The organism is Haladaptatus sp. QDMS2 (assembly GCF_029338295.1).
Lineage (GTDB): Archaea > Halobacteriota > Halobacteria > Halobacteriales > Halococcaceae > QDMS2.
Genome location: NZ_CP119793.1, coordinates 267,530 through 290,408, shown reverse-complemented (window position 1 = coordinate 290,408; position 22,879 = coordinate 267,530). Strand labels below are relative to the sequence as shown.

Sequence of the window (22,879 nt, the reverse complement as noted above, 5' to 3'; positions counted from 1 at the left end):
TGACCGCGATGTTCGATACTCAAAAGGGTGAGATTGAGAATCTTGCGTTGCTCAGGCTTGAGGAGGGAAGCTTCGCACTACCGCCTCGATTCAAGCTAAACGATTCTACGATGAAGAGCGTCTGGATACGAAGGTATCTGAAAAGGTGGAGGGAGAGTGGGTGGTTGACTCTTCTTCGTCTAATCTGTAAGCGTATTAGTGGAAATGGTGGGGTCGAACCCACTCCTTCAAACCTGTAAGCGTATTAGTGGAAATGATGGGGTCGAAAACCCTCAGTAAGCCGTGTCATTTTAACCAACACTCAATGTAAATCTCCCTCTTGTTGGTTAACAACCTGATTGAGTAAAACAGAGTGACTGTATTGTTAACCAACAACGCGGTGTTTCAACGTTGGATGTTGGTTATTTTGGACATGATAACATAGGTGACTCCTACTTCAGTCCAGTCAGAACGATCCCTGACTACCGATTGTGGCAAGGCAGATACTGAGCCACAAAATTCGTTGGATACTGATTCAAAAGTGGAACTCTCTTTGCTCGATGAGGGGCTGAATCAAGAGTTCTATCAGGGTATCGTTTCCCCCTACTCCCTCCCCCCGTCATCGATGTGTAACACCGTGAGGAGGGATGGGGGTAATAGAGTGAGAACGCAACAAAAATGCCGAAAGACTGCCACACACCAGGATAACCCTCAGAGCCACCAAGATCACATCCGCATAACGACTGTTTATTATCTACCAAAGTTTTATACACTAGGCAGTATAACAATATCCGTACTAGCGATAGAAATAGAGGTAAGGAGGAGACGGTCTCCGACTTACAGCATATTCATTGCGTCTCCCGGCAACCTTGCTCCGTACTGTTTTCAGGCGTTCTAATGGCTGTATTCTCCATTCGGGGCTTCACCGCCACTCGTGATGGACTCCCACTCCCTGTGAGTTACACTTCGATGACGGGGGGTGGGGGTTCCCAAAACCATACACGGACCGTCGCGTGTCAATTCACTGATGACGAGGAGGAAGCCCACGAGTAAACTCGTGGGAGGAATCCGACAAACTACACCACCAACCACGAGCGATAGCAAGCAGACTCTTCACAGTAGTCCGAATTAGTATAAAGAGTCAGTCCGAGATGTGAAGTAACGATGGAGGTGATTCGCACCGTCAAAGTCAAACTCGACGTACCAAACGAGCGGTGCGACGACCTCCATCAAACCAAAACTCAGTTCCTCCACTGTGCGAACACCACCGCAGAGTGGGCGTGGAGACACCCGAACGACTACTGCGTGACCTCGAAACAGAAAGCCGAGAAAGCCCTCTACGAGCGACTTCGCAACGAGACGGAGTTGACTGCAAACCTCGTTCAGAAGGGGATTCGACGTGCTATCGAGGCCACGAAAAGTGGTGTCGCCCGCCTCAAGAAAGGCGACAACACCAGCCAACCATACTTCGATGCGTGGAGCGTCGTCTATGACAAGCGTTCAGCGACGTTTCACCGCGACCATGTTTCGCTCTCAACGGTGAACGGTCGCGTCGAGTGTGACTACGTGCTTCCCGACGACGCTGAGGGAACTCCTCTTGGTGAATACTTGCTGAACGAAGACTACGAGTTCCGTATGTCTACGTTGCAGTACGATCGTCCCACAGAGTCATTCTACCTCCACGCACGGATGCGCCGAACCACAGTCGAACAGTCCACTGCTGATTCTTTTGATACCAAGCACAGAACAGTCCTTGGTGTTGACCTGAACGTGGACGGCTCGCTCGCTGTGACTTCAACGGGTGCGTTCATCGGAAACGGTGATGAGATGAATCATCGACGCCGAGAATTTGAGAAGACTCGTGGGTCGATGCAACAGACCGGAACGCGGTCCGCCCACCTGTCGATTCAATCGATGAAAGACCGCGAACACCGCTGGATGCAAGACGAACTACACCGCGCCTCGAACCAGATTCTCGAAGAAGCTCTCGATCACAACTGTACAGATATTGTCTTCGAGAACCTGACCGGTATTCGGGACCGGATGGCTGGTGCGAAGCGATTCCACGCATGGGCGTTCCGACGCCTCTACCAGTACACAGAATACAAAGCCGAAATATTCGGTATCAACGTGGAGCAGGTGAGTCCGGCGTACACGTCTCAGCGGTGTTCTTCGTGTGGGTTTACGCACGAGTCGAATCGGCGGTCGAAACACCAGTTCGTGTGTCAGAAGTGCGAGTACGAATTGAACGCGGACTACAACGCGAGCAAGAATATTGCTCGGAAACTTCTTAAGAAACTCCACTCGGGGCAGAAGTCTTCGAGTGGAGGCGCACCCTGTCAGTGTGCGCTAACGTCAGGGACGCTGAACCTGAATGGCGATTTCCACGCCTCCGTCCAAGCGACGGTAGAAGGGGAGTCCACTGACAAGCCCACGACTTCAGTCGTGGGTAGTTGACGTGTTCACTCAGCCACTCACCGGGAATCGTTTGAGTCCCTGATTTCGCACGAACCTCACGACACTGAATTCCTGGCGAATGTTCGAGTTTACACATCGAACACGGGGGGTGGGGTCACTCAGTACCCATCGTATCGAACCGATACCAGTCTTACTTATTGTGGAACTGCTTCAGCTGGGAGTTGACGACGGTTCGGAGGAGTTCTTCCTGTTCGGTAATCGCTTCCAAGCGCGTATCGTCGATTATCCGGGGCATCATCGCGTCGGGATCGCCAGTGAACGTGAACTCCATATACATCCCCCCACCGCGACCGCGACTCTTCCGAGCCGTTGAGATCAGACCGTACGTAGAGAGCTCTTTGACATACTTGACGTACGTTTCTCGAGTCATCTGGTCGGTGTCGAGTTGATCCGTTACCCATTGGTACACCTTGAACCCCACTGGGCTTGGAACAGAGCTCCGCGGACGATTCGAGTAACAGGCGACAGCAGCGGTGGAGTACAGCGAGATCTTTTTTTGGGTCGTGAGACCCTCAACGAGTTTCAACGAGCGGTCTTTGTCGATCTCTTCCTGGGACTCACGAACGTGGTTTTCACGAACCACCGAGTCACCGCGCTCATCGGCGAGGTCGCCAGCGCCACGGAACAGGTCGATTGCTTTCCGCGCGTCACCGTGACTTTGCGCCGCAAATGCCGCGACAAGCGGAATCACGTCATCTTCGAGGGCATCCTGGCGGAATGCGTCGCGACGATTGCCGAGTATCTCGCGCAGTTGGTTGGCATCGTAGTCCGGGAAGTAGACGTCGCGGGGATTGAATGAACTTTCAGCACGACCGTCGATGTTCTCCATGAACTTCGGATCGTTCGTCAGCGCTGCGACTGAGACTCGGCCTTCGATCTCGTTCGTATTACTCGCGCGCGACAGCTGATACAGCAGTTTCGAATAGGCGGGTTCCGCGTTTGATCGGCGGCCAATCAGGAGGTCGATTTCGTCGAGGATGAAAATGACCGAATCGTAATGCGTGTTGATGAGTTCATACAGCCGTCGATACTTGCGTTTCGTAGACACGCCCGTCTCGGGAACGCCAATCGCTGCGTCGACGTCCTTCGCGACAGTTTGGACGAGTTCGTAGACTGCCTGATCAAGGGTATTGATCGGTTGGCAGTTGATATTGACCACGCCGAATCGTTCGCCTTTGGATTGACAGAGTTCGATGATTTGCTGTGTGACCGCGCCGATGATGAGCGATTTTCCCGTACCAGCGGGACCGTAAAGAAGCATATTCGGGGGCCGGTTTCCCTGGAGCGTTGGCTTCAGAAATGACACGACGGATTCGAGCTGCTCGTCGCGACCAACGATTCGTTCCTCATCGATGATCGTGTCCGGCTCGACGAGATCCCGATTGACGAAAACCGATGATTCGCCCTCCACATCGAGCATATCCCGGATTGACCGCTGGCTACTATCCGTCGTTGGTTCGGTTTCCTGCTTGGGACTCGTGTCCCCAGCAGCCTCTTCTCGGACTGCTTCGAGTAGTTCTTCGTCCGGATTTGAACGCGTTCGCTCATCACGGGTGGATTGTCCCCCTCGTTCCTGATCGCTCCCGACCATGTGCTTGCTGTATGCCGGAACACTAAAAATCTTCACCTGCGTCGATGTTTATCCAGCCGATATAGGTGAGTTATCGCTCGTATTCTTGCAATTCGGTCACTTAACCCGCTCACCGTCAACGAAGTATAATCGCTCCCAGACCCCCCGTCATCGAAGTGTAAGCCGTCCGTCTGACACCCCGTCGTCGATGTGTAACTCCCGCTTGGGTACACACCCTACGGTTGATGTGTACTCCGTGTTCAGACACACCCCCCGTCATCGAAGTGAAAACTGGGCTCTCGCGCGAGTACTAGAGTCTGCTTCTCGAGTTTCGTTTTACACTCGGGGTGGGCGATACCTGTATCCGGATGAATTCCACTCTGATGCGCGCTCAGCTACCCGTCGGAAGAAACTGGTTCTTTGTACTTCGATCGGATCTTTTCGCCATCTCGCCACTGCCAGTAGTAGTACCGATTGTCGTTGATCTCTTTCACCGTGATCGTTGCCTTCGAGGGGACGTCGTCCGGAAGGTTCTCTGGCCGCTCCTCGACCTGGTTGCTCTCTTCGTTTTCCGCTAGCCGTGCTTCTCGCTCATGGTATTCCGCGAGCTCTTCGGCGAACCGAGCGACTTGTCGGAGTACCTCTGGAGGTTGATCATCGAGCTTAGAAACGATGTCAGCTGGAACTTCGTGAGGTTGGTCTGGTGGTGAATAGGACATGGGTCTGGCTCTGTTAACCAACATCTTCGGCCGATATCTTAGAATTGTTGGTTAATCCTATTGTCTATTGACTCGAGAATTCCTCGATAACCGCTACTGTAGCAGCGAGTGTCTGTCGCCGGTCCTCTCGTTCTTCGATCTCCTGGTTCAACTGCCGAATCTCTGTTGAGAGTTGCTCACCTACATCCGTTGTCTCAGGGAGACGGCCATCGGGACGAGGGACGTTCCCACTCCGAATTTCGAGATCGGTCCGCCGTAGATGCTTGCACCCACCGCTCGGGTTCCGCTTCGAGAAATCTGGACACGTACACGTCTCACTCGCAACGTCGACCTCGTAGATGTTCCCTGACTCCGATTTCACCTCGTAGAGTCCTCCCTTCTGTAGTAACGAGACGTCCATCTCTTCGGTTCGAGCTCGCTTAGTGCGCGGTTCGAGTGTCTCTTGAGACGGGTCCTCGTCAATAGTGGGCTGTTGGCCAGCTTCAGCAGGTGTCGAAGCTGTAGGAGTGGGATTCGATGCTATCACTCCACCGTCTGGCGAATACACTCGCTCTTCGTGGTCTGTTTCGTCTCCGTTCTTCGTCTCGACGATGTCAGTACGTTCGGTCATGATACGACGGAGGTCAGAATGCGCCTCCGCCCCTCTGCGGGCGCAAAACAAACTTCCCGTGGCTGGTAGCCCACTTTCTTTGTTCAGAATGCTGGACCCGTCGATGGCCGCAGAGAAACTAGTCACGAGGGCGAATTTTAATGCGACGCTAGTTACTATATCACATACAAGATGTTCCGGGGACTCATCGCGTTTGTGGCATCGATGTTCGGTGAGGCCGTGAAAATCGCGAAATGGCCATTTAACCCAACCAACGGTAAGGGACAGTACGTCACTCCTTCAAACCGCCATTTCCTGACCGGGAAGGTGAATCTCGTGGTGACTATCGGGTACCGTCTGGGTCAGGCTGGGGTGAATTTCGGAAAGGCACTTGTTTTCGATGTATTGGCTCCGCTAGTTGACGCCATAATTGGGATTGCGAGCGACCTCTACCACTCAAACCCGAATTATACTCGGATGGCACTTCGAGGAGGGTTCTCTGCTGTTCAAACAACCTTCGCGGTCGGAGTTGGCGGCCTGATGCTAATCGCCGGACTGTTCCGCAAGTGAGGTGCGAGAGAGTTCGTCTTCGAGACTATCGATGAGTTCTTCTGCCGTCCGACTGATCCGACCGAGACGCTCGCGAACGGCCTCGGGCTCGTCCGACTGCCACGCCGCTAGGTAGAACGCTGAGCCGCTAGTATCGAGCCCACAGTATCGCCCGACAACGTAGGCGACGGCTTCGGCCTCGACTTCGCGTTTCGACCGTTCGGTTTTGTCGTTGACGTCGAAGTGGAGCAGTGCGTGGGCGTACTCGTGAATCAATGTGACCGCGAGATCTGCGTGGTTCGACCGAGCCCTCGCTTCGACGACTGGCTGGAAGTCGTGTAGGCTCCGATACTTACAGACCCCTTTCGCGTCGCCATGCTCCCAGTCGTCGGCATCGACGATGCGAACCGTCACACCGAGTTCATCAGCTGCATCTTTGAGCGCTGGCACGAGATCGTTGGCGTCACCCGTCGCCGCCGTCTCCAGTTCGGGAAGCGGTTCTCCCTCGGTCTGGGAGACATCGAAGACAGCGGCCGGTTTGAATCCCACGAGGCCTTTCGACCAGTCATCCGGCGGCGTCTCGTCGTAGTCACAGTCAGTGTTCTCGTGGTAGCTCGGCGAATTCTCGCACTCCGGGCACTGTTTCGTGATGATCGGTGCCCAAATCCAGATGGCTGACTCGCCTTCCTGGACGTGCCGGTCGAACTCCTCCTGCCACGTCCGGTAGCCCGCTACGCGGGTTGCCTCGGGGCACTGGCGCTTGATCAGGAGCGTGTTTCGGTAGGAATAGTCGTGGAAGCGGCTCTGGACATCGAGCCACTCTTGGAACTCCTCGCTGGTCTGTGCGTCGTCGACGTGGTCAACGAGGTCGTCTATCCATGCTTCAATGGTGCTGTTCATCTCGTCGGATCGCGTGTCGGTCTCGTCGAAGGAGACCGACGAGTCACTGGTCGTAGCCATAATATCACTGAACCGAATTCACCGCAACCGCGTCAATTCAGAACGCGCCGCACCCTTCGGGGCGCAAAAAACACGCCATCTATCGGAGGGCTTGTTTCTCGTCTGCGAAGCTCATCGTGCCTCACCTGATAATTTATTAATTATTGGATGTTTACAGGAGATATGGAAGATACTGTCCTGCCAAATCCGGCGCGAGGGCCCGGTGAGCATGTACGTGCGTTAAGAGGAGCTATCGTCAGATATCAAAAGGACGAAGAACCAGTACGGTATGACCAAGTTCGCGGTGTTGAGTCAACGAGTGCATCTTCGTGCCTGAAGTTCTTCGGTGAACTGGGCCTGTTGGAAATTGTAAAAGCTGGCACTTACGTTCCGACTGACGCTATTGTTGATTTCTTCTCTGATGACGAATCGACAGCGGCATCTGGAAGGGTTAGAGTACGGGAGCTGCTCAACAACTCATTTGTCTTTGACGAGACTGTATTCATTGCAGAAAATCATGAGTATTCCCTCAATCGACTTGCCGAAGAGTTAGCAGATGATATCGCTTCTGATGAAGACGAAGATATTCAGAAAGCAGTTCAGAGGTTTGTAGAGATGTTTATTGAACTAGATTTTTTCAAAATCGACGGGAAGGACCAAGTACGTTTGAACGACATTCCTGAGTCAGACGGCGAAACCACCGTCGACGAACCTGGGAACTCCCCGGCGGACGATGGCTCAACTGATTCGAGGGGGTCTACTCCACGAGCGTCTCGTGTCAAGAGTACCACTAACATCCAACCGGATTCTATCTCTGAACCACCGGCCCGAACCGACCCTGAGAAGCTGTATCAACTCTGTGTATACATGAAAAACGCAGGAGCAGTTTCTCCACAAGAGATTGAAGACGATGACGATATTGAGCTGTCCAACGACTATGTTCGTCACTCTCTCGATTATGCGGAGAGTCTTGGCTTCATCCAGCCTGATTCTAGTGCTGACGAGGAGCGGTATGAATTGACGGAGTCCGGATGGGAATTAGGTTATCATACGAATCTCGAAGAAGCAATGCCGTTGTTCCGTTCTGCGTTAATTAACTCGGATGAATTCTGTCATGTAATTCAAACGCTAGCAGAAGATGCATCAGTTCAGGAACACGGATATATCGGCCGTAATACGGCGCTTCGAATATATCGAGCAAGATTTGGTCTTACTGATGTCGGTGAGGATCGGCTGAAACGAGGTGTAACAACGCTGTTCAAAACTCTCGAAGCTGCGGGTTACGGTCAATACAAGCAAGGTAGTGGTAGTAACCCCACGCGAGTTAAATTGAACTCCATCGAAGAGTTAGTTGAAGACTTCGAAACTACCGAACCAGAAGGGGATGCTACCGAAGATAGTCCAGTAGATGTTGAAGGTGGGTCCGCCGAGGCTCCCCAAGCGGACACTTCTACACAGGGCGACTTAGACGCGATTTCTGACGACGATTCAGTACAGCATCAGCCCCAACCTGAACCTGAGATTCCGCTTGAATCTCGTGCTAACGGCGGTGACCGCGGTGCAACCGCTCGTGAGGCAGTCGTCACTATCGACGTGAATCTTGACCTCGCGGAGATTGATGCTGACGACTTAGAGCAGAAATTAGAAGCGATTAGTAGATTCCTTGATGAGGTCGATTACAACACCTGACGATCTTGTACGGCCGCATAGTATAGGCTCCTAATGTAGTGCATTGCGGCGAGTACATATCCAAGTGCGACTTCTTGATGGACTTCCCACCGTTCGAGTGTTGTCGTGTTCTTCCCGTGACCTCCACTTGGATTTCGCATTCCACCAAGATACTTTCCACCGTGCAGGTGTCGTTTGAACGACCATGCTTCTTCCCGATGCATGGCGAGTGACATCTGACCAATCCCACTTGCCGACGCGTAGTCTGCCCCATCACCATAGTCGTCAGCCAAGTCGCGTTGGAAATCTTCAACTGCTCTAGCAGCGGATTGAATGCTGTTCCGGGGCGATTTACGGAATATAAGAAACGCCTCGATTAAATCTTCGACCGTTTCGTGGTCCATGTACGCAACGATCTCTTCACCGATTCTATCTTCGAGGAAGACGCGAGCATTGACACTTGACGAACTTGCGTCACGTAACTGAGAAATATATTCATCTGAGAGTGGATCTTCGCTCGCTTCTACCCGTAACTCGTCTTCGCTGTCATCGACCAGCTCTGTGTATGTCCCTAAATATGTGAATTGTGTCTCGATTTTCTCGGAAGAAATTCCTAAATCATAGAGAATGTCAACTCGTTCCGCAGCTTCGGGTGCGCTATATCCCTTCAAAACAAACGAGAGAAAAGCAGTAAATGGCTCGTATCGTTCAATGTACTTCCTCATAAGAACATACCGTTGGCTGATACTTGACTGACGAATATCCTCTTTTAATTCAGAATCGACGATAAATGACCCTTCCTTTACCTCATGTATGATGCTCAGCTCTTGGCCTATATTAATCAGTGAACGAACGGTCCGATTGTGTTTCCCGACGAGTCGTTCGATGTCCTCCTCTGATAGCGGCTTTGGAGCCTTTGCTAGACCATATGCTACGTCCATCAGATCCGCAGGTTGAACAAGGTGAGAATACAACCGATACTCATTCGCCATGTGGTGCTCTGCACAGGGCAAAATCTTAACAGTTATCTTAGTTTCCTTTAGGCCAATTCACATCTCTACTTCCGTCTTTCGGACGTCAATTCCCTTCTCGGCGAGATATTGTGTGGATTCGCGCCCCCATGACTCCTCACCTGTTCCCTTCGTCAGTAAAATGTACACTAGTGCGTCACCGAGTGGACGCATGGTTCGTCCAGCACGTTGGCCAGTCTGGGATTTGGACGATCCCATCGTGGATGCTAAGATAGCAACTTCAGCGTCTGGTAGGTCGATTCCTTCGTCACCGATACGTGAGACAATGAGGGTATCTAATTCTCCGTCACGGAACTGCTGAAAGTACGACTGCCGCTTAGAATGATTCGTTTCACCATAAACAAACGGAATTTCTAACTGCTCTTCAAGTTCGATTCCCTGCTCGATCCAATCCGCGAAAATTAATGTCTTCTCTGTCGAATGACATTGAAGTAGCCGACTGATCTCCTGTGACTTCGAAGGATTCCTTGCGGCAGCGATGAGTTTCTCTGTGCCCTCTGCACTATCATAACGGGCTCTTGCCTTCTTGGATCCCCATGGCAGGAGTCGAACCTCAACTCTCGGTTTGGACACCCAACCATCTTCAAACAAGGCGGCCCAGTCTGAACCAATCGGAGGGCCGATCAATGTATAGATCTCTTTGGCATTCCCTGCTTCTCGAACAGGTGTTGCGCTTAGTCCAAGACGAGCTGTCGACTGAATCTCTCTGAACCGCTTCCATGTGCTAGCGACGGCATGGTGACATTCATCAGCAATAATCAGCCCCCACGACCGTTCGTTGAACAATTCTCGATGACGGCTCATTGCGGCCGTATCATAGGTCGCGATTGTTACTGGAGAGACGTCCTTTACTCCACCATGATACTGGCCAATCTGGTCTTGATTTAAATTTGTCTTGCTGAGAAGCTCCGTTTCCCATTGGTGAACCAGCTCACGAGAGGGTGCAATAATCAATGTTTCCCCACCGACAGCTTCCATCACTCCGATCGCAGCAATAGTCTTCCCTGACCCCGACGGTCCGACGAAAACGCCTGCTTTCCGTTGTATGAACTGGTCGACCCAATCTATTTGATATTCCCGTAAATCAATGTCCGGCGTGAGTTGGATATTGAGATATTCGCCGTCAGTTAACAGACGTTCGTCATTGACAAGATAACCGTGTTCGTAAAGAGTCTCTTTGACACGTGCTTCAGCTCCTCTTTTGACTCGTAATTCTTTTTCTGATAGGAATTGCGTGTAATGTGTGTTGTGCTCAAGATGTGCCTTCGCTACACTATCAAACACATCTGACTCTTCCGCTTCCAGAACAGTGAATGGGCGATTTGATTTAGTGTTTGTTCGAAGATGGAATTGGTGTGCACGATCCCAGTCGTCTCTAATTCTGCTCTCGAACCCTTCATCCCACACCTCTCCTACTAATGCCCGAATGTCATCACGGAGCGCTTCAAACGAATCGTACGGAGCAGTCCAAATGTCTTCTCGAGATATTCCGAAGAGGTAGCCATCACCCTGTGAATCAATGAGGTGCCCAATTCGAGCAAGGCTTTCACGAGTCTGTTTACTAGGCGTGTCAACTACGATCTCCCGGCGACTAGGAAAGAATACTACTCGTTCATGTTTCTGTCCCGGAGCAGAATCTCCGCCAGGGCCGATCTGCCCCGAAACAGATTCATCTGACAGCCGATAATCTACTGGGGATGGAAAATACCAGATTCTCGCACTAGCACCAACCTGTCTAGTCTCTAACTCGCCATCTTCAACTAACGAATTAAGTTTCACGCGGGCGGTTTCCGTCGTACACGAGAGTACGTCGGCTAAATCTTGTGCCGTGACCACTGGCTCTCCGGCAAGCAATTCATTAAGTGCGGCTCGCACATCATCAATTGGGAACTGGGTGTTTTTTGTTGGCATTATTTTCTCAACGTACTGAAGGCACTTGAATCTGCCACGGAACAGATTTGTCTACATGGTATTCGTACTGGCTACTTACTGGAATATGACTTGTCTCAAATCTACCAAAACAACATCCTCGGAAACTTTCAGAATACCTTGGTGTCTTTCTTCGGGTTCACCTCTGGGTTGGGGGTACGTTCGATTCCCCCGCACTCCTTCAGGGGGCGAAAAAACTCTACGACTAAATCCAAGCAAGACCAATACGAACTCCGCTATCAGCGGTCTTCTTCTTCTTCTTCTCGGACTCATCCTTCTTGTGTACGGATTTCATCGGCCTGTCGCTTGAGCAGGCGGAGAATCCGAATACGCTGCTGATTCGCGTTCTCGTACGAGACACACACTCGCAGCGTCTCCATATCGTGAACCGTCACGACCCCCACGTTGATGAGTCGCGAGTTTGGCGGTTCGAGTCGCTGTGCTGGCGACAGCCCGTTCGAATTTCGTTCTTGCTTTTCTGAGTTGCTCACTGATGATCGCCTCCGCTTCTACAGCGGCGAAAAAGACCGTACCTGCCCGCTACTCGTCGTCTTCCTCCGGTTGGATCTGGCGGGCATCTTCGGCGAGGTCGTGGATGTACCCCCGAAGCGTCTCCATGTCCTCGCGGGCCTTTTCGAGCGTTTTCGCTTTCACTTTGGCTCGTGGTTCGTCTTCCAATTCGCCGTGACACGGGCGACAGAGTGTAATCAGATTACTGAGCTTGTTCGCCTCGACGCAGGACTCAAATGATGAATATCGCTCTATATGATGGACGTGAATTTCCTGATTGTATTCCTCCAGATGCTCTTCATTCGTCAGACCACAATTTTGACACTGATATTCATCCCGGAGAAGCGTTCGCTTACGTTGTCTTTTCCAAGTATGACCTCGGTTTTCTTCGTGGCCTCCTTTCCATGTAGGATGCTCGTTACCACGAGCACCGACTAGATGACGCCCCGGTTCACGTCGCTCTATACCATATCGATCTAACCATGAGTAGACGATATTCGTAGAACAGCCAACACGGTTGGCGATTTCTACCGCGGATAACTTCTCATCAACGTATAGCTCTTGAAGTCGGGATTTATCCGTGAGTGGGGGGTATTGAGGAGTCCCTCCGCGAGATTCTCGCTCGATACCGAAACGATCCATCCAATTAATAATTGTGTGCTTGCTGCAGTCTAACTCCTTGGAAACATCGCTTAGCGACAAATCTCTCTCCAAATAGAGTTTCCGGAGCGTCTCTTTATCCCTCCATGGATGATCATCACGCGATTGGGGGTCCGACATCACATAACCACTCCTCGTGTCCTATTGCCGCGAGTGAGCTTCACGGTGAGGGAGACCCCGACATCGCTTCGCTCGACGTACTCAGTTGGTGCCTGTCGCTCACTGTTCTCGGTCGATTCTGCGTTCGTACGAGGCTTCTGGATGTGATCTGACATGGGTGCTCTCTGACTGTTAGCTGACGGACGGTGCCAATGGCTCGTCGACTGTCTCACGAAGGGCCGAATCTATCTCGTGTCCTGTGAGTCGCCAGCGTTGTTTGGGACCACTACACTCCAATCGGCTCACGACTTCGTCCTTGAACGCCATGTACTCCGCCAGTGCGACGTCCTCGTCGTCAGTGTAATCGAGCAGGAGGGCGAGCGCGAGTTGCGCTGGGCCACTCCCCCTGTACCCCCATTCGAAGCCCGAGGGACTGTGGTCCGCCAACTTGAGACTCCGATCTGGGGTCAGCGGTTCGCGGCCAGGATACTTTTCGACGATTGCGCGGCCTCGCTGTCGGTAGCCGACGTAGACGATGTCGACGTCATCTGAGGCGCCTCTCTGTACGTGCGAGTGTGAGTTGATGATTCCACTCATCGTTCTGTTCGTGGGATGCTCGTTCGGGCACCCCCGCACCCCTCTTGGGGGGTCGAAAAACAGTGTGAAGGTACTGCTTGGTAGGCTTTCTACGGTGCTCGCCGGGATGAATCCTGTTCGGGATGGCGATCGCGGAGAGCCTCCGGTACGGCCACTGCCGGTCGTCCGCGAAAGGTTCGGCCACCACCGGACGCAACTAGCCGCTGTCACTCCTCAATCAATGGATCGATTGTACGTTCGATAAGTGCGTCCGTCAGTTCTTGGTCGTGCCGAATGCACACCAGTTCGATGCCGTGTTCCTTACAGAGTCTCTTCTTTTTCTCGTCACGCTCCTGCCGTTTTTCGAGACCTTCTTCGCCGCCCCAGTGGTCCACGGGCTCATAGTGCTGGACCCCTTGATATTCGATTCCGACTTCGGCCTCTACCAGGTAGATATCTAGTTCCAACCCGTCGAGAAAGGCTGGCCGGTAGTGACGCTTGATGGTGTGGTCTGGATAGTTCGATTCGACGAGTTGGTAGAGAATGGTTTCGCTGGTCCATCGGTTACCTTTCTTGTAATGGCCAAACGCCTTCCGAACCTCGTTCTCGACAGTGTCCATAATACCCTTGCGCTGCGCCTGTAACTGCTCTTGCAGCTCTTCGAGTTCTTCTGTTTCGTCTTCCGGAAGCGGGTCCATCTCTTCGTAGGGCTTTCTGGCCTCGCGAAACCGGCGGTACCGTTCTTCCCGATCAATGTCCTCGGCCAATTCATCGCGGAGCTCGTCAAGTGCCTGTTCTTTCTGCTCCCTGATCTCCCTCTCACGCGCCCATTTCTTGTCTCGGAGCTGTTCGTATCGGTCGAGGTGGTCGCGAAAGTCCTCGTCTAAGATATCGACGAGATCTTCAGGGAGAACGTCGTAGAGATAGTCGTTCCCGCCGCAAACGCCGTATTCGTACTGTTGTTGGTTGACGTACCAGCCGTGTTTCTGCATGAAGACGGTGCCGTACATTTCGTGGCAGTACCGGTATTCGGGGATAATGCCGTTACAGCGGTGGCAGAGCTGATTGGCAAATTTGAGCGCGTCGACAATCTTGTCTTCGTCCGGCGAGTCAATGCCGGCCTCTTGGACCTGGTTGCGCGCATCCTTCGGAAACTTCCGGGTGAGAATGTTCTCTGGTGTTGGTGTACGATGGGAATGGGTTGGATTCTCCACTTTACAGCGGATGAAGTTACGGATTGCGTCTTTTGCACAGCTGCAGAAATGGAGGTCGCCGTCCGGTTCCGGTTTGAACCCGATGAACACGCCGTAGTGCGCCGGGTACTGGACGATCGGGTAGGGAAGTTTATCCTGCCGATTTTCACGGCCAGGATCTACGACTATAGGACTGTCCGCCATAGTTGGTTGTCAAATACTAACAGAATGGCTTGTCAAAAATCCATACGCTCGGTTATCTCTTCTTCGACTTCTTTCACCAGATCTGGCAAGTGGCGTCTGACCGATCCCTACGCAGGCTCAGTTAGGAGTACATCGAGTCCATTCTCTAAGGTGCCTCATCGAGCAAATGCTCCAGCTGATCAAGGTAACGAAGGACGCTGTCGGGATAACCGTCCGAGTGTCGGTAGATTTGTGCGACGCGGTCGGATTCGGACTGTTCATCTGCGGTCTCGCTCCGTTGGATGAATCGGAGTTAATTTCGCGTCGACATCGTTCACCGCCGGTACCAAGTGTGACAAGTATTAATATAGATCAATTGAAAAGCTCTTTAAAAGATGGCTGCTCGCTCCATGCAGGACAGCCTGCAAGACCAGTTTGACACCGAAAAAGACACTCTCGACTACTACGACAACTGGTTCTCCCGGTCCGGTGTCGAAAAACTGGCCGAACTCAAGTCCATCGATCTAGACAAAAACACCATCAGAGACGACGTCGAAACCCTGTACGAAAACGACGTCTTAGAAGACTTCCATCGCTATGTCGCAGCACTTGACGGCATCGGACCCAACACCATTATTCAAGGGATCAAAACCATCAACCGCGACAAAATGCAGGTACTCTCCATAGATGACATGGAGAGTAAATCTGCCTTACTTCTATATCTCTACGAATGGGAATGGGAAGAACACTTGGACCTGATCCAAGCGCTGAAAACCTTCAAAAACAAGCGTACGTACCGGCGAGAAGAAATATCCGGAGAAAAAAGATTTGACCAACTTGGCGAGGACGAAGTAGAGCAGCTGCGGCGAACATTGCAAGAGAACATCAACGAGGCAAACAATAAGCGGAAGTACAAAGCTGAATTGAAAAGCGTCCACTTGATCGACGAGAACGAAGTGATGGCGGAGATCTACGTTGAATACAAATCCGGGCACTACAGGCAATTCAAATTCCGGGAAGAAGACAACAAGGACTACGACTCTGAGGATGGTAGAGAGGTCGAACCTCAAAAGTACTGGCCGATCACCACTCGGTACATCCACGTAGATTACGACAACAACGAGTACGACCACGATATCCAACGGTCAAAAGAAGACTTTCTGAAGCCGGTGATTACCACGCTCTACAGTGATGTTGAGTACGGAGAGGACGTAAAATTCATAGATCCGATTGACTACCCGGACAAGACCCCGACCGAGTTTGTGGAGGACAAGGTGGAGGAGCAGAAAAAGAAGATTGAGGATGACGACTCGCTGGATGACGATGAAAAGAAAGAGTATATCGACGTTTTGGACAATCTCAGTGCTGCTGAGCAAACTGCGTTAACCTTGGAGAACGTGAACGTGGCAGGTGACCCAATCCGCATCGAGATAGAGACCGGGGAGCCGATCGAGTCATTCGCTGAGGGGAACAACTTGGAAAGCCAGTTATCCAAGTTCAACGAGGAAAGCCAGCGCCGAGAATATACCTTGACCATCGGTGACCAAGAGATCCAGGTGAAGGGGGTGAAAATAGAGATACTTGGAGACGTGAGTAAAGAAGAAGAGAAGATGATTACTGAGGTACTTCGTGAACAAGGGGAAGATGACAAGGTGGAGGCTAAGGCATGAGTTCTGAAGCAGTAGAGGCTCTTGGATATGATTTTGAGGACCGTCTCCGTCCTGACGAAGTATCTGATGAGCTTCGTGAGAACCCGTTTTGCGTCCGGTCTGAACGCCGGAAAATCACTTGCCCTGAACCAGGGTGTAGCGAACCCTGTCAAGTCGTAGAATTAGACGGCGAGAAAAAGTTTCTATGCCGTAATCGGGATGTAAATCCGTACGACGAATCTCTACACTATTATTGGAAGGTTGAGAGCATTAATGCTGTAGAACAGTTGTTATCTGACCTGGGTTTTGAAGCGTCGGTAAGTCAGACTGGGTCGATGGTTTCGTTCGAGTTAGATGAGGAGTCGTTTCTGGTTGTTCCTGGCGGGTACAGTGATGACTTGTTGACGCCGATTGCCTCGCACCTTCGAGACAGCCGTAATCTCTGTGTGCTTGCTTTCCAAGATAGTGTCCGAGAACAGGTGAAGCCTCTTATTGATCGTGTTGGTGGTGTTTCTATGGTTATAACCCCGCCAGGTCTTGAGCGGAAGATTGAGAGCTTTGAGTCGATGGTTGAGATTCGAGACGGGTTTGAGGCTGAGTATGAGCCTGAGAACGAGGCGGTACCAGATGAGTTGGTGGAGAAGATCAACGATAACCCGCAGTACTTGGCCGGTGAACTAACCGACTTTGAGAAAATTGAGGCGAGTAAAGACAAGAGGGATGAGATGGAGAAGCTGTGCACATTGTCTTTTTCTCAGGTTTTGGACTGTCCTTTGCATCCGATGGGAATGCAGGATACAGGGAATCGTGTTCCGGACGGATTCGGTTTTGTCTTTGATGAGGAGAATGGGAATCAACCGTTGCTGATACTGGATTCGAAGAGTGTGAGCAGCGATCGCCGTGATTATCCGAAGATCACTGAGAAACAAGGTGCCCAGTATCGCAAGTACTTGGAGATTATTGACGACGTTTGCTACGTTCGGCAGTGGGAGGAACAGGTCTTGGTTTTCATCGCTCCGGAGTTCAATATCGGGAAGATCCGGGATTTCTTGGATGAATTGAATGAGACCGATTTCGATGATTTCCAGGTGGTGTTCATGGATTTGGAGGCTTTGGCTACGTTGATTCTTCACCGTACCAGTTTAACTTCGGAGCGGAAGGTGCGGCTGGGTCGTGGTGGTTGGCCCGCGATGTTGTACGGGTTGTTTTTGGATCCTGATTTTGACCGAGATGAGGAAGATTACGAGTTAGAGCGTGAGAATGGTTTATGCCTTACTGGAAGTGCTGTGAAGCAACACGTTGCTAATAATATTTCTGATCAGAAAAGCCGTGAGAGAACATTAGAGTATGTGGAAAATGAGATCCGGGAGTTTTCGCCCGAGTAGCATTCTGATGTAGCCCAAATCTGGTGTCAACAGTACCTAAAATCTCTAAGGCTGGATGTTTTTGAGCAATTCTGGGTCGGCGTCGATAAGGGTGTACCTCCTACTCACCACACCGACTGTTTTCTCCTGGTGCTACTCTGGCGCTTCTCTGAGAAACCGAGCTGTATTTGCCTGCTGGTCGTTGTCCTCGAACTCCCAGCTTTTGTGGAATAGGTCGATACACTCAAACTGAGAATTCCAATTAGATCGTTATGCCAAATGTGATACGTCACCGGGCTCCTCTGCGTCGTCGAACTCACCGCGCTCGACCGGTTCCCAGTCCTCGCTAGGTTCCGGACTCCACCAGTCGACCTCGTAGGCACCCGGTGCGCCGAAAATTTTCACCCTCGCCGACCCGTCAGGGAGGTCACGACGATGTTTTTCGTCGACGTGGAGATTCCAGGTCGTGTCGGTATCGAAGCTGGCGAGGACAGCTTCCTCGTAGCCACGGTCCTCTTGCGACTCTTGGAGTTCCACCTGTGTATTGCAGTTCTTGCAGAACACGCCCTCGAAGGGGATGTGGCTGAACACCTCGTGCCCGCAGACCGGACACCAGAGGAACTCGAACAGTGCTTCGTTGTGGCGGTCGATGACGTCCAGACTCATTTGTTGATCTGGCCCGTGTGACTCGGGCCACCCCTTCCTGCCCCAGAAAAACACCTTCGCTGGACGTTCAATGACCTCAGCGTTCAGCGCCGTAAACGATCCTCGAGCGAGCTTCGTAGCCACAGTCGGGGCAGTCGAACCAGCGCTGGACTTTCGGCCCGTCTGCTGCCTTCTCGCCGATGAGAACGTCGTCGTTCGGGCACGCAGGGCAAGTCAGCTCAGGGAGTGGTCTGTCTCGAAGAGCGTCCCGAAAGGCTGTCGCCTGCTTCGTCTCGAAGCCACGCGACCAGATCGGGTAACCGTCGACGAGGATTGCTGCCCGCCACTTGTTCCGGTACGATTCGGGTGCACGATGGAGAACGGCTCGGGCTCCAGTCTCGGTGTTTCGATACGCGAGCGACGGCGTTCGACTCTCCCGTGTCCAGTTGGTGATTCGGGGCATCGGTTAGAAGTGGACGTCAGCGGGGACGACCCAGAGATCCTCACTCTCTTCGAGGAGCCGATCCAGGTGCTCACGATGCCGGATGCCGCTCGCGTGCTGGTCGTACAAGAACACCGACGGCCCGTCGTACGCGCCGACTTGATGGAACGCGTGCCGAGCGAGGTCCTCATCGCGCATGATCTCCTCGTCGGAGAGTTCGTCGATGGCTTCCTTCACCCGTTCGAGATTACGCTCGAATTCTTCTTTCGTCGCTTCCCACCCTCGTTCGAGTAGGTCCTGCCCACCGTTTGAGTCGACGGGGGCTGTGGTTGGGAGATCGCCCCATCGCGCTTTGCCCGCGACCCTCGTATCCTCCTCGTCGAACGTGACGTAGTAATCAAAGACGGCGCCGGCGTGCGGGTCCGCGCCGACCAGGCGGTCGAACACCGTCTTTCCGGTGGCTAACGCGTCGTCGTGTGTCGATGCCTCTACCAGAGTGTAGATGACCATGTGCATCTGTTTTTCACTTTTGCTGCCGACGCCCACGACCTCGCTCCGCGTCACTGTACGCTGCGCCGGCACCCTTCGCCGGCGCTCGAAAAACTCCGCCAGAATACACGCTCGCTAGGCGTCGTTTTGTTCCGCTCCAGTCACCTCCTCGACGGTGATCGTCCACCTCCCAATTCTGGGTTCCGAAGCAATGCGCTTCACAACGCTGTCGAACTGCTTGTGAGTCCGGTACGGTCGCACCAGTCGACGGTGTCGCTGCTTGGAGTGTTGCCATGGTTGTTCTCGAGGGCATTTTCCTGCCCCCGCACCCCTCGCGGGGCGGAAACCAAAAACCTCGGCCGGGGTGCCTAGCTATCGGAGTCGAATCGTATCCCCGTCGCGCTTGAGAATCTGCTTTGCAACGAGTCGGGCAATCGCGTCGTCGACGGCACCTTCTTGTTCGTCCGAAAGCGCTCGCACAGTCGCGAGGACTCGCTCCCGAATTGTTTCGACGTCGCCAATCCCATCGTCAACAGCCCCTAGCACAATATATTCGACTTCGAACTCGGTCGCAAACTCTTCGATACGAGCAGTGAACGTGTTTGGAAGTCCCGAGAGTGAGTTCACCGCCATCTCAATCGTGAATAGTGGATGCGAGCGGTCACGGATCTGCCGTGCTTCAGTCGAACCTGTGTTAAACGGTCGCTGTTCGTCGATTTCGGTTAGAATTAGCTCGTAGTCCAACCCACGCTGGGCGTACGTCCGCATGTCTTCGATGTCGCGTCGACGACCACTCGCTAGGTCACCACCGGAGACCGCTTTCAGCAAGAACATATCTTCATCGGCGAGGACGAATGCCGTCGCGTGACTGCCGGCCCAGAACTCCTCCGCTCGGTCGTGCATCCGGTTGGTGATCCACACTTTCCCGACGACTTGCCGGTCGAAGATATCGATCTGGAAGCCGCGCTCCTTGTGATGCAGCTCGACGGTTTTCCCGACACCTTCGAACGACTCCGTTGGCTCGCCGACGACCGCGAATCCCTGTGACGTGAGCGTCTGGTAGACGTGCTCGAATTCGGATACCACACCCTACGCGAGATCGATATCCTCGGTCTGGTCCTTCAATCCTCGAACAGTCATCGCAGACCCACCAAGGAGGTACACAGTTACAGACTCCGAGAGCCAGCTGTCGAACTCCTCGAGAAACGCTTTGATCGCCTCGCCACCCCTGAATACAGTCATGATACTCCGTACTGCTTTTTGAGCGCCGTAAATTCTGCTTCACTCGGGAGGATGACGGGGGAGTCACCCGACACATCGAACGCTCCCTCAAGTGGTCGATACATCGCAGTCACCGTCGGTTCCAACTCGTACCACTGCGCAGTCTCCGTCAGTGTCTCCTGGTCGATGTCCAGCTTCTCGATCAAGAGCATTGTATAACTGACGCGGCGGGAGCCGCTATCGAGGACGAGCGTGTGGCACACCACCTCGGCAGGTGTGAGTTCCTCGCCGGGGGCATACCAGAACGCGGGTTCGCCGGCGAGGAAGAACTGCAGGCCGTACGCTGCAAACCGAGCGAGTCCGGTCAGTTGCCAGTCGGCGGCTGCCTCAAGTGCCTCCGTATCCGCGGCTGTCTGGACGCGGACGAGTGCCCGCTTCGGATCACACCATTCGACGGTCGCACTCGGCGCGAGTGCCCGGACTCGCGACCGGTGCTCATGTCGCACGACAGCACGGGCGAACGCCAGCAGCGGGGAGAGATCTTCACTCAATGCGTACTCCGGGCCGGACGGGGACAGCATCGCCCGATGCTTGAGCGGCGACAGCGCCTTGTGAACGCTCTGGCGTGTAATCTCGAGTCGCGCTGCGATCTCGGACACCCGACGAGGCTCGTCAAGGTACCAGCACACTCGGAGTGTGGCCGGCGAGAGGAGGTCGGCCCACTCGACGTGGCCGAGTTCCGCCTGGAGGCTCCGGTATGCTTCGACGACCGGATGATCCGTGACATGGACCTGCCGCTGGTTATTGGGACCACGGCGTTCGGCGAGCAGCCCTGATTCCAGCAAGACATCGAGCACATCGTAGAGGTGTGTTTGCGAATACTCGGTGTCTGTCGCGAGTTTAGCCGCCGTCGCGTCCCGGCCGGTACTCAATGCGTCAATGACGGCAAGTCCAGCCTTGGTAAGCATCTGTGTCTACTCTAAACCCTATTCACATAAATACGTTTCTGGATTTAAGTTGACGGTCCGTTATTCAGCGACGAGAGCTGCGAGCGCGTTCTCTAGCGTCCCGTGGAACTGCCAGCTCGCCCGCTCGAAGGCCTCGTCGGTCGGGCCGTCCCAGCGAGGGAACCCGGTGTGCTCGCTCACCTTGACGGTCCACTCGGCTGGCTCGTCAACTGAGTTCTCCGTCGGGAGTTCCACGACGTAGAGGTACCCCTCATCGCCGTGGATGCCATCCGCTGGGTTCTCGACGCCGTGGCCGAGCAGGAACATCGGTTGGTCCTGATGCTCCATGTTGGCCGGTTCGAGGATATCCGAGGGCTGTGCTGCGTCGATCGTTCGTTCCGGCTTCCCGTCTAGGTATCGTCCCATCGTCGAGAGCTTTTTCGAGGAACAGGGTTGCCGTGTAGCCCGGCCCGCGCTCGGCATGGGTTGGTTCGCCGGCCTGTTCGACTCGCTGGATGAATCGGAGCCGACTTCGTGTCGACATCGATCTCCCCGGCGCTCGAAAAACAGTACTGACGGCGCTGTCCCGGTGTTACCAGACTCTGGTTGAGTAATCTCTTCGACGGCGATCGTCAAGCTCCCAGTCTCGTAGTGTCCTCACTTGTGTGTTTCTCGTCACGTACCGATTCAGCGAAATGCGTTTTTAGCTCGTACCCGTAGCGCAGGTATGTCTACAACTGTCGAAATCCCCGACGCTGACGAGACGTGTGCGTACTGTGGCTCTCGCATCTTCGACCACGACCCAATCTGCGTCCGTGACTGCAACGACGACTGTGGGTCGCCATCATACTTCTGTAACTATGCATGTCTCTCGACGTACATCGATGAAAACAGCCTGACGACCGGCAACGCGTGCGAGTGGGCGCCTGACGACCCCGGCTGTTGCTGAGTGCACTCAGCTCAGTGAAAACATAAAGCAACGTACCGTCAGATACCTCTCCAGCAGAATCCATCACCAGAGTGGTACTGGTAGCCGACTAAATTTATTGCGTCAACTGACAAACATTCCTAGTGATTCACCATGTCCGCTGAGCGCACGTCCGACGGCTTGCTCCGCATCGTCCTGATCGTCCTCGCGGTAATAGTCCTGTTCCCGCTGTTGATGATGGTATTTGCGATGCCGATGATGGGCATGATGGGGTGGTGGTGGGGTGGTGGCATGGCCGGTGGCCTCTCACCGCTGTGGGGCATCGGGATGATGCTCGTCTGGCTCGTCGTCCTCGTCGGCATCGGCTACCTCCTGTATCGTGGCCTCGTCGGTGGCGTCGGGTCGGCGGTGACTGGCGACAGGGCACTCGAGGAGCTCCGAGTGGCGTACGCTCGCGGTGAGCTCACTGAGGAGGAGTTCGAGGAACGGCACGCGAGACTCAGCCGCGAGGAGTTGCAGTAG

Annotated in this window: 23 protein-coding genes and 3 pseudogenes; 7 read left to right on the top strand and 19 right to left on the bottom strand. The window is 53.4% G+C overall.

What is annotated here, in order from left to right:
* The first annotated feature begins 1,143 nt into the window (after window positions 1–1,143).
* A complete protein-coding gene (locus P1M51_RS19925) occupies window positions 1,144–2,436 on the top strand; it encodes a transposase (RefSeq protein WP_276275293.1) in 1,293 nt (430 codons plus the stop codon).
* A gap of 151 nt (window positions 2,437–2,587) precedes the next feature.
* Here P1M51_RS19925 and P1M51_RS19920 read toward each other — a convergent pair whose 3' ends face one another.
* The 3 genes from P1M51_RS19920 to P1M51_RS19910 form a co-directional block, all read right to left on the bottom strand.
* Window positions 2,588–3,877 (bottom strand): orc1/cdc6 family replication initiation protein, encoded by a 1,290-nt coding sequence (locus P1M51_RS19920; RefSeq protein WP_276275396.1) that lies wholly within the window; start codon window positions 3,875–3,877, stop codon window positions 2,588–2,590.
* Window positions 3,878–4,422: 545 nt separating this feature from the next.
* Window positions 4,423–4,746, bottom strand: a complete 324-nt coding sequence (locus tag P1M51_RS19915) for a hypothetical protein (RefSeq protein WP_276275292.1) — start codon at window positions 4,744–4,746, stop codon at window positions 4,423–4,425.
* Window positions 4,747–4,810: 64 nt separating this feature from the next.
* Window positions 4,811–5,356 carry a hypothetical protein gene (locus tag P1M51_RS19910; protein ID WP_276275291.1) on the bottom strand — a complete coding sequence of 182 codons (546 nt, stop codon included), beginning with the start codon at window positions 5,354–5,356 and terminating at the stop codon, window positions 4,811–4,813.
* Window positions 5,357–5,527: 171 nt separating this feature from the next.
* Here P1M51_RS19910 and P1M51_RS19905 point away from each other — a divergent pair, with 171 nt between their 5' ends.
* Window positions 5,528–5,905, top strand: coding sequence for a hypothetical protein (locus P1M51_RS19905; protein WP_276275290.1), 378 nt, complete (start codon window positions 5,528–5,530; stop codon window positions 5,903–5,905).
* Here P1M51_RS19905 and P1M51_RS19900 read toward each other — a convergent pair.
* The gene (locus P1M51_RS19900; protein ID WP_276275289.1) at window positions 5,879–6,844 is read right to left on the bottom strand and encodes an ArdC-like ssDNA-binding domain-containing protein; all 966 of its coding nucleotides are present in this window, start codon (window positions 6,842–6,844) and stop codon (window positions 5,879–5,881) included. The genes P1M51_RS19905 and P1M51_RS19900 overlap by 27 nt on opposite strands.
* Before the next feature lie 162 nt (window positions 6,845–7,006).
* Between P1M51_RS19900 and P1M51_RS19895 the strand changes: the two genes are divergently transcribed.
* Entirely contained in the window at window positions 7,007–8,512 is a 1,506-nt protein-coding gene (locus P1M51_RS19895) for a hypothetical protein (protein WP_276275288.1), read from the top strand.
* Here P1M51_RS19895 and P1M51_RS19890 read toward each other — a convergent pair.
* The 8 genes and pseudogenes from P1M51_RS19890 to P1M51_RS19860 form a co-directional block, all read right to left on the bottom strand.
* On the bottom strand, window positions 8,500–9,483 hold the full coding sequence (locus P1M51_RS19890; protein ID WP_276275287.1) for a hypothetical protein: 984 nt from the start codon (window positions 9,481–9,483) through the stop codon (window positions 8,500–8,502). The two genes, P1M51_RS19895 and P1M51_RS19890, sit on opposite strands and share 13 nt — an antisense overlap.
* 57 nt (window positions 9,484–9,540) lie before the next feature.
* Window positions 9,541–11,433 carry a DEAD/DEAH box helicase family protein gene (locus tag P1M51_RS19885; protein ID WP_276275286.1) on the bottom strand — a complete coding sequence of 631 codons (1,893 nt, stop codon included), beginning with the start codon at window positions 11,431–11,433 and terminating at the stop codon, window positions 9,541–9,543.
* Between the two features lie 287 nt (window positions 11,434–11,720).
* Window positions 11,721–11,942, bottom strand: coding sequence for a hypothetical protein (locus P1M51_RS19880; RefSeq protein WP_276275285.1), 222 nt, complete (start codon window positions 11,940–11,942; stop codon window positions 11,721–11,723).
* A 49-nt stretch (window positions 11,943–11,991) separates the two neighbouring features.
* Window positions 11,992–12,129 (bottom strand): hypothetical protein, encoded by a 138-nt coding sequence (locus P1M51_RS19875; protein ID WP_276275399.1) that lies wholly within the window; start codon window positions 12,127–12,129, stop codon window positions 11,992–11,994.
* Between the two features lie 6 nt (window positions 12,130–12,135).
* Window positions 12,136–12,603, bottom strand: a pseudogene (locus P1M51_RS20210) (HNH endonuclease); the annotation flags it as partial.
* Between the two features lie 54 nt (window positions 12,604–12,657).
* Window positions 12,658–12,896, bottom strand: a pseudogene (locus P1M51_RS19870) (hypothetical protein); the annotation flags it as partial.
* Between the two features lie 16 nt (window positions 12,897–12,912).
* Window positions 12,913–13,317, bottom strand: a complete 405-nt coding sequence (locus tag P1M51_RS19865) for a DUF6166 domain-containing protein (protein ID WP_276275284.1) — start codon at window positions 13,315–13,317, stop codon at window positions 12,913–12,915.
* Between the two features lie 206 nt (window positions 13,318–13,523).
* A complete protein-coding gene (locus P1M51_RS19860) occupies window positions 13,524–14,693 on the bottom strand; it encodes a hypothetical protein (RefSeq protein ID WP_276275283.1) in 1,170 nt (389 codons plus the stop codon).
* A gap of 389 nt (window positions 14,694–15,082) precedes the next feature.
* On the opposite strand from P1M51_RS19860, the gene P1M51_RS19855 reads away from it, so the two are divergent.
* Window positions 15,083–16,342, top strand: coding sequence for a hypothetical protein (locus tag P1M51_RS19855; protein WP_276275282.1), 1,260 nt, complete (start codon window positions 15,083–15,085; stop codon window positions 16,340–16,342).
* Window positions 16,339–17,706 (top strand): hypothetical protein, encoded by a 1,368-nt coding sequence (locus P1M51_RS19850; RefSeq protein ID WP_276275281.1) that lies wholly within the window; start codon window positions 16,339–16,341, stop codon window positions 17,704–17,706. The genes P1M51_RS19855 and P1M51_RS19850 overlap by 4 nt, the downstream gene beginning before the upstream one ends.
* Before the next feature lie 249 nt (window positions 17,707–17,955).
* Here the strand turns inward: P1M51_RS19850 and P1M51_RS19845 are convergent, their stop codons facing one another.
* The 7 genes and pseudogenes from P1M51_RS19845 to P1M51_RS19815 form a co-directional block, all read right to left on the bottom strand.
* Window positions 17,956–18,351, bottom strand: a complete 396-nt coding sequence (locus tag P1M51_RS19845; RefSeq protein WP_276275280.1) for a hypothetical protein — start codon at window positions 18,349–18,351, stop codon at window positions 17,956–17,958.
* A gap of 76 nt (window positions 18,352–18,427) precedes the next feature.
* A complete protein-coding gene (locus P1M51_RS19840) occupies window positions 18,428–18,793 on the bottom strand; it encodes a hypothetical protein (RefSeq protein WP_276275279.1) in 366 nt (121 codons plus the stop codon).
* Between the two features lie 3 nt (window positions 18,794–18,796).
* Window positions 18,797–19,288, bottom strand: a complete 492-nt coding sequence (locus tag P1M51_RS19835; RefSeq protein ID WP_276275395.1) for a hypothetical protein — start codon at window positions 19,286–19,288, stop codon at window positions 18,797–18,799.
* Between the two features lie 345 nt (window positions 19,289–19,633).
* The gene (locus P1M51_RS19830) at window positions 19,634–20,347 is read right to left on the bottom strand and encodes a hypothetical protein (RefSeq protein ID WP_276275278.1); all 714 of its coding nucleotides are present in this window, start codon (window positions 20,345–20,347) and stop codon (window positions 19,634–19,636) included.
* Between the two features lie 3 nt (window positions 20,348–20,350).
* Window positions 20,351–20,503, bottom strand: coding sequence for a hypothetical protein (locus P1M51_RS19825; RefSeq protein WP_276275277.1), 153 nt, complete (start codon window positions 20,501–20,503; stop codon window positions 20,351–20,353).
* Window positions 20,500–21,450 carry a MarR family transcriptional regulator gene (locus tag P1M51_RS19820; RefSeq protein WP_276275276.1) on the bottom strand — a complete coding sequence of 317 codons (951 nt, stop codon included), beginning with the start codon at window positions 21,448–21,450 and terminating at the stop codon, window positions 20,500–20,502. The genes P1M51_RS19825 and P1M51_RS19820 overlap by 4 nt, the downstream gene beginning before the upstream one ends.
* A gap of 60 nt (window positions 21,451–21,510) precedes the next feature.
* Window positions 21,511–21,973, bottom strand: a pseudogene (locus P1M51_RS19815) (hypothetical protein).
* A 183-nt stretch (window positions 21,974–22,156) separates the two neighbouring features.
* On the opposite strand from P1M51_RS19815, the gene P1M51_RS19810 reads away from it, so the two are divergent.
* Window positions 22,157–22,378 carry a hypothetical protein gene (locus tag P1M51_RS19810; protein WP_276275275.1) on the top strand — a complete coding sequence of 74 codons (222 nt, stop codon included), beginning with the start codon at window positions 22,157–22,159 and terminating at the stop codon, window positions 22,376–22,378.
* Window positions 22,379–22,510: 132 nt separating this feature from the next.
* Window positions 22,511–22,879, top strand: a complete 369-nt coding sequence (locus P1M51_RS19805; RefSeq protein WP_276275274.1) for an SHOCT domain-containing protein — start codon at window positions 22,511–22,513, stop codon at window positions 22,877–22,879.